Raw genomic sequence first — 6,571 nt, 5'->3', positions numbered from 1 at the left:
GCTGAACTATCAAACGCCCGAAAACTACGAACGTAAGCTAGCCACTAACCCCTGATCTGGCTGTCCGAAAAAGTCGGGACATCTCATACTGTCCCCGGAACCCCATACTTGACCGCGACGGTTTGGACCGCTTGATCGACTACGTGGCCTGCGCCGACGAGTTCTCGAAACCCGGCGAGCCGCTTGAAACGCCGCCCGAGCCGACGCTCTCGGCCAACCCGGTTGATGATACCGGTATGAGCTCGACCGCCGCACTATGACCGACGACCTGTTCGGCTACATCCTCATGGCTTGGTAAAACCCGCGCCGGCAGGCGGGCGAACCGTCGTATGCGGTCATGGACAAGCTAAAGAATCCTCACAAAATTCGCACGCTCCACTAAACCAGCGTGTTGAGGGGCCGATGCAGGGGAAGGTCCATAAGAACATTGCCGACAGGCAGTGCGTTACCCGGCTGACGCGCGTAGTCGAATGCCTCGGAATCGCCAGGCATGGGCGCTGGCGGCTATTTGTACTAGGGGGAAATATGAAAAAGATCTTAGCCATTGTGCTGGTGTTTGTAGTGGCCGTCGCCGGACTAGTGCCTTACATGACCGGCGCCGAGGTTGAAAGCCAGTTCCGTGCTGCAATCGCCGATATCAATCAGACCGGTGATATCAAAGCCACCATCAAATCCTATGAGCGAGGGTGGTTGGGCTCGCAGGCGCAGCTGGACATCGTATACAACGAATTCGAGGTCCGGTTTGAGAATAAGATCAACCATCCGTTGATTCCGGGCGTAAGCCAAACCCACATCGTGAGTAGCGCCCCTCGCGACCAATCCCCGGATCTGCTGAACCTGTTCGGTGAAACACCGTTGCGTATCGATAGCTGGATCACGGACGACGAGACGTTCAGGATCGAAGCGCGCTCCCCCGTTGCCGAAGGCACGGCCAGGCTTGAAGACGGTCGGCACGTCTACGTCAAGTGGGGCGGTTTGTATGGCGTCTACGAAACTGACGACGCGGTAGAGACATACGAGATAACGATACCCAGCGCGCTCATATCCGGTGCATTCGGCGAGGCGTCCCTACGCGACGCGCGCACGGTGGGGAGCGCGCGCCTCAATACCAACTTCGAACAACCGATGCTGCGCTCGTTGCTAGGCAGTGGTAGCGACGAGCTATCGATCGCACAGATCAGTTTCAACGGGGCCGACGGGCGGGCCGGGTCAGTGGCCGTCAACATCAACAGCATCGTTACCTTCGATGATGATCGCGGCTCGTGGCACGTGGACGTCGACCTGAGTGATATCGAGGTCGAGAACCCGTATATCTCCGAGGAAGAAAAGATCGATTTGGTCGCAGCGTCTGCGCACTTAAAAATGGACGGCCTGCGTCTGGACGCCCTTGCGCGTGTCGCTGGCTCGTTCGAAGCGAGCGGGGATGCGACATGGGAAGAGTTGTCCGTAGCAGAACAGAAGAGCTTTATCGAAGACCTGATTGCCGCATTTGATACCGAATCGCAGGTCGAGTTGGATGTGCCAGCTATCCAGACGGAACAGGGCGACGTCGGTATGGGTGTCACGGTGACTCTGGGCGAACCGCTGTCCAAGCGCGCGCGCCAATTTATGATGCCCGCGCAGCGCGTTGCGCAGCGTTTGCAGCTCAGTGCAGCCGGATTCGTCGATGAAGGCTTGCTGGATAGTATTGTTGAGACTGGCCCCTCGCCGTATCAGGCGCGGCTCACCATCAATGAGTGGGTGAACGCCAACCTCGTAAGTGTAAATAACGGCCGCTATAGCCTTGTCGCCGACTATGAGGACAACAGTCTGGCGTTTAATGGCAGAACGCTACCGCCGAGTGCGGCGCGACAGATTATGGTGATGCTTTTGGGAAGCGGAGCGTAATAGCCCAACTGGCAATTCGGGGACAGTATGAGATGTCTCTGCTATTTCGGACGTTAGATTACGAGGGCTTGAAGGCCAAGTCGTGCATTATGCGTCAAGCTGGGTGGATTCAAGCGCCCATCATCGCAACAGTCGGCGCCGCGAATGCCATAAGGATATTCCCAGCCGGCGAAAAATGTTTCATCGCGCATGGCTACGGGATCGGGCAAGCTGAGCGAACAGCATTGCCGGCTGATCGCTCGATGCCGCCATCGCGCTTCGCGTTGTCGGGTGCCGGCTGGAAACGAACGGATACGACAGGGCGGTTAGATGAGTGAACCCAACCAAGAGATCATCATCGTTGGCGGCGGTGCGGGCGGCGCCGAGCTGGCGGTCCGTTTGGCGCGTGCCGGCTGTGGCCCGCTCCGGTTGATCGATCAGGCGGCCAGCCATGTGTGGAAGCCGCGGCTACACGAGCTGGCCGCGGGCGCGAGCAAGGGCGAGCTGGGGGAGATTCCGTATCAGGATATTGCCGAGCGCTGGGGGTTTGTCTTCGAACAGGGCGCGCTCGCCGATATCGACGCCGAAGCGAAAACCATCTGCCTCGATGACGACAGCACGCACGATTATCGACTGTTGGTGCTGGCGGTGGGCGGTGTGACGCCGGATCTGGGCGTCGAGGGGGTCAAAGAGCACGCGGTGATGCTCGATCGCTACCCGGATGCCCCGGCGCTGTACCAGCGTTTCACCGCCGCGCTGGACAAGGCGGCGGCCCAGCCGCCGCGCCCGGCACGTGTAGCGATCGTAGGTAGCGGGCTGACCGGCGTGGAGCTCGCCGGTTATCTGGCCAGCAATCCGGAGGTGGTCGCCAGCCCGGATAGCGGGTTGCCGCAGACGTTGGAGATTCATCTCATCGAGGCGAGTTCGACGTTCATGCCCGTCATCGACGATGACCGTACGCGTGAAGACGTGCGTTCGCGCTTGGCGGATCTGGGTATTCGGATTCATACCGGGCAGAAGATCGCCCAGGTACAGGCCGACGGCGTGAAAACCGAATCGGGTGATCGCTTCGATGCAGACATGACGGTCTGGGCGGCGGGGCGCGTGGGCCCGCCGCTGGCCTCGCGCATCGACGCGCTGGCCACCAACGACGCCCAGCAATGGCTGATTCGCGACACGCTACAAAGCCGTGATTACGACGATATCTTCGCGATCGGTGATTGCAGCGCGTGCCCGCAGGCCGAATGGCCCGCCACGGCCCAGGTTGCCAGCCAGCAGGCTGAGCACCTGTCTGAGCAGATCACGGCTTATCTCGATGGTAGGGCCCCCACGGCGTTTTCTTTCGGCGACAAGGGCATGCTCATGTCGTTTGGTAACGGTGGCGACCTCGGTCTGGTTGTTGGGCCCACAAACGACTACGTTCGTATTTCGGGCCATGTGTCGCACGCGGCCTATCGCGGCCTGCAGCGCCAGCATCAGTGGGTTTTGCTGGGTACGAAAACCACCCTGGAAGGTGCGGTGGGCGATGTGGTTGATGCGCTGAGCTAGCGTGAGGCCGTAGGCCGTCGTGTCGGTGCCCGGCGTCAAGCGCGCCTGGTGGGAACCTTGTGATGGCCCCGGCTGCTCGTCGCATGCTGGTCCGCTTTGTCCCTACACAGGGTCGGCTTGCAAACGAAAACGGGGCAGATGCGCAAAGCACCTGCCCCGTTTTTCATTTCACCTTGGTGTGCAAGGCTCAGCCGGTCGCCGTTTCCGCGTCCTTGAGCTTGAGCAGCTTGTACTCGTGGTTCAGGCCCTTGAGTACCGAATAGCACATCAGCAACAGGATGAGCGTGAAGGGCAGGCCGGTGGTGACCGCCGCGGACTGGAGGGCTTCGAGGGCGTCGGAGCCGCCGACCATCAGCAGCGCGGCGGCGATGAAGCCTTCGGCGGCGCACCAGAATACGCGCTGGGAGGTGGGGGCTTCGGTCTTGCCGCCGGCGGTGATGGTGTCGATGACCAGCGAGCCGGAGTCGGACGAGGTCACGAAAAACACCAGGACCAGTGCGATTGCCAGGAACGACGTCACGGCGGTGAACGGCAGGTTCTCCAGCATGCGGAACAGGGTTAGCGACGAATCCTGAATACCGCTGGCCAGCGAGCCGACGCCGTTCATGGCCTGGTCCACGCCGACGCCGCCGAATGCGCTCATCCAGATGCCGGTGACGACGGTGGGCACGATGAGCACCGCGGTGAGGAATTCGCGCACGGTCCGGCCACGCGAGACGCGGGCGATAAACATGCCCACGAACGGCGACCAGGAAATCCACCAGGCCCAGTAGAAGATGGTCCAGGAGTGGTAGAAGGTTTCGTCGTCGCGCCCGAGGGGGTTGCTCAGCGGCAGCAGATACTCGGCGTAGCCGGTGTAGGTGGTCAGCAGGTTGCCCGCGAATGCGACGACGGAACCGGCGACGATGACGAACAGCAGCAGCAGCCCGGCCACGCCCATGTTGATATTGCTGAGCAGCTTCACGCCGCCATCGATACCGCGCAGCACGGAAACCAGCGCAACGGCGGTCACGCCGGCGACGATGCCGATTTGCAGCGGCAGGTTGGCCGGGATATCGAACAGGAATTCCATACCACCCGCGGCCTGCTGGGCGCCAAAGCCAAGCGAGGTGGCCAGCCCGAAGATGGTGGCGACCACGGCCAGCGTATCGATGACGTCGCCGAGTTTGCCCCAGACGCGTTCGCCGAACAGCGGGTAGAAGGTCGAGCGAATCGACAGCGGCATGCCCTTGTTGAAGGAGAAGAACGCGAGCGAAAGCGCGACCACGCCGTAGATTGCCCACGGGTGCAGCGCCCAGTGGTACATCACCGCGCCCATGGCGGCTGTCTTGGAGGCTTCGTCGCCGCCGGGCGTGTTGAGCGGCGTACCGGACCATTCCGTGAAATAGCCCACCGGCTCGGCCACGCTCCAGAACATGAGCCCGATGCCCATGCCGGCGGCGAAGAGCATCGCGAACCAGGACAGACGCGAGAAGGAAGGCACGGCGTCTTCGCCGCCGAGGCGGATGCGGCCGTGGGGAAGAAAGATCAGCGCGAGGCTGAACAGGACGAATACGTTGCCGGCACTGAGGAACAGCCAGTCGAAGCTGTTTATGACCCAGGTCTTGGCACCGGACAGGCCGCTTTTGGCGATGTCGGGAAAGAGCATGGAGCCGATCACGAAGAGCACGATCAGCACGGCACTCCAGATAAAGACCGGGTTATGCAGCTCCAACCCCCAGGGGTGGATATTGTCTTCCCCTATCTCGTAGTCGAAATCGTAGCGCTCTTCGAGCTCGTCGACGCGTTTGCCCGTATCCATTGACACCCCCGTAAAACAAATGGCCGCGCCGACACCGATCCACACGCCTGCGGCATGGAATCCAGATGCGGTTATCGCGGGTTAACTCATTGAGCCTATGGGTCGGGGCGGCGCAGTGTCAAAACAGGCGCGGGTCGTCAGGCGGCGTTTGGGCGCTGATTACGGCGCGAATCGGCTAAGCGCCCGTCTTTTCCAACGCGTGATCCGGGTCGATAAGCGCGCCCGGGGCGAGTGTCGACCAAGCGTTTCAATAGCCCACGTCGGTATCTATACTTCGCCCTGATTCTTACGGCTGGCTGCGTCCATGCTGATCGCCCTGTTCGTCGTTGCCATGGCCACATCCCTTGTCGCGGGAACGGCCTGGGCCATGTATGGGCGGCTGCCGGATCGTGTCGACGGCTTCATCGTTGCCTTATCGGGCGGCGCCTTGTTGATTGCCGTCGTGCTGGAGTTGATCCAGCCGGTTATTCGCAATCAAGCGCCGTGGCTTCCGATGGGGGCGATCCTGGCCGGCGAGGGTGCTCTATTCGGCACTCAACGAAGCGCTAACGCATCTGAGGTCCACCGACCAGGCCGCGACGACGTCGGCTTCGCTATTGCTCAGCGGCATACCGGAGAATCTGGCGGTGGGCATCACGTTGATCGACCAGCCCGGATTGAGTATCACCGCCCTGGCCGGGTCGATATTCCTGGCGAACGTGCCCGAGGCCGCGGGCGCGACCAAGGTTTTGTGCCAGCGCGGCTATACGCGGCGGGCGATCTGGCTGCTGTGGTCGACGATCATCGTTCTGCTCGGGGCCGCGGCCGTCGTCGGGTTCCTGGCGTTCTCGAGTACCGATCCGTTCGTGCTTGGCTATCTGCGGTGTTTTACCGCCGGCGCGATCGTGGCATCACTCGCGCTCGATGTCTTCCCCCGCGCATTTCAGACCAACCATCGGCTGGCGGGTATCGCGACGGTGTTGGGGCTGCTGCTGGCCATCGCGCTTAACCAGGTCGGCTGACCACGGATCGGCTGACGGTCTAGGTATCGAATCGCCGCCCGATCGTGCATGGCCAGCGACCGCCATTGCGCGTAGAGCAGAGGGCTTGGGCCCATTCGAACTCGCGAAATGTAATGTCTGGACGTTTTAGACAGATCGGTTGGTAGCCATAGTGCGCGGCCGGGGCATATCGAATTAAGCCCGTCACCGCTTCAGCCCTCGCAGTGCCCGTGGCGTGGCGGGCCCGGTGTGCCCGAGCGACGTCTGCATCCAAACAGCAAAGGAAGCCGTTTGTAGTACCCGGTCTTGCATGCGCGCCGGGCTGTCGACTGATTGGGCACGGCTGTCTGCGGCAGATAATCGATCGTTTTTACGC

The 6,571-nt window shown here is 61.5% G+C and carries 5 protein-coding genes; 4 read left to right on the top strand and 1 reads right to left on the bottom strand.

Annotation, left to right across the window (positions count from 1 at the left end; all coding sequences use genetic code 11):
* Window positions 1–122 precede the first annotated feature (122 nt).
* The 3 genes from CMN27_RS12380 (at window position 123) to CMN27_RS12370 (ending at window position 3,414) form a co-directional block, all read left to right on the top strand.
* Window positions 123–260 (top strand): hypothetical protein, encoded by a 138-nt coding sequence (locus CMN27_RS12380; protein WP_293626842.1) that lies wholly within the window; start codon window positions 123–125, stop codon window positions 258–260.
* Between the two features lie 265 nt (window positions 261–525).
* Window positions 526–1,887 carry a DUF945 family protein gene (locus CMN27_RS12375; protein ID WP_293626840.1) on the top strand — a complete coding sequence of 454 codons (1,362 nt, stop codon included), beginning with the start codon at window positions 526–528 and terminating at the stop codon, window positions 1,885–1,887.
* A gap of 309 nt (window positions 1,888–2,196) precedes the next feature.
* Complete coding sequence (locus CMN27_RS12370) at window positions 2,197–3,414, top strand: FAD-dependent oxidoreductase (RefSeq protein ID WP_293626838.1); 1,218 nt, start codon at window positions 2,197–2,199, stop codon at window positions 3,412–3,414.
* Window positions 3,415–3,601: 187 nt separating this feature from the next.
* Here CMN27_RS12370 and CMN27_RS12365 read toward each other — a convergent pair whose 3' ends face one another.
* Window positions 3,602–5,215 (bottom strand): BCCT family transporter, encoded by a 1,614-nt coding sequence (locus tag CMN27_RS12365; RefSeq protein ID WP_293626836.1) that lies wholly within the window; start codon window positions 5,213–5,215, stop codon window positions 3,602–3,604.
* 518 nt (window positions 5,216–5,733) lie between these two features.
* Between CMN27_RS12365 and CMN27_RS12360 the strand changes: the two genes are divergently transcribed.
* A complete protein-coding gene (locus CMN27_RS12360) occupies window positions 5,734–6,216 on the top strand; it encodes a hypothetical protein (RefSeq protein ID WP_293626834.1) in 483 nt (160 codons plus the stop codon).
* The last annotated feature ends 355 nt before the right edge of the window (window positions 6,217–6,571 follow it).

The organism is Salinisphaera sp. (assembly GCF_002729955.1).
Classification (GTDB): Bacteria; Pseudomonadota; Gammaproteobacteria; order Nevskiales; family Salinisphaeraceae; genus Salinisphaera.
The sequence above is the reverse complement of the archived record's forward strand: the minus strand, read 5'-3'. Positions and strand labels throughout refer to the sequence as shown.

Excerpts from the sequence above, each read along its gene's own strand:
- CMN27_RS12375 (WP_293626840.1), top strand. The coding sequence starts at position 526 with ATGAAAAAGATCTTAGCCATTGTGCTGGTGTTTGTAGTGGCCGTCGCC.
- CMN27_RS12370 (WP_293626838.1), top strand. The coding sequence starts at position 2,197 with ATGAGTGAACCCAACCAAGAGATCATCATCGTTGGCGGCGGTGCGGGC.
- CMN27_RS12365 (WP_293626836.1), bottom strand. The coding sequence starts at position 5,215 with ATGGATACGGGCAAACGCGTCGACGAGCTCGAAGAGCGCTACGATTTC.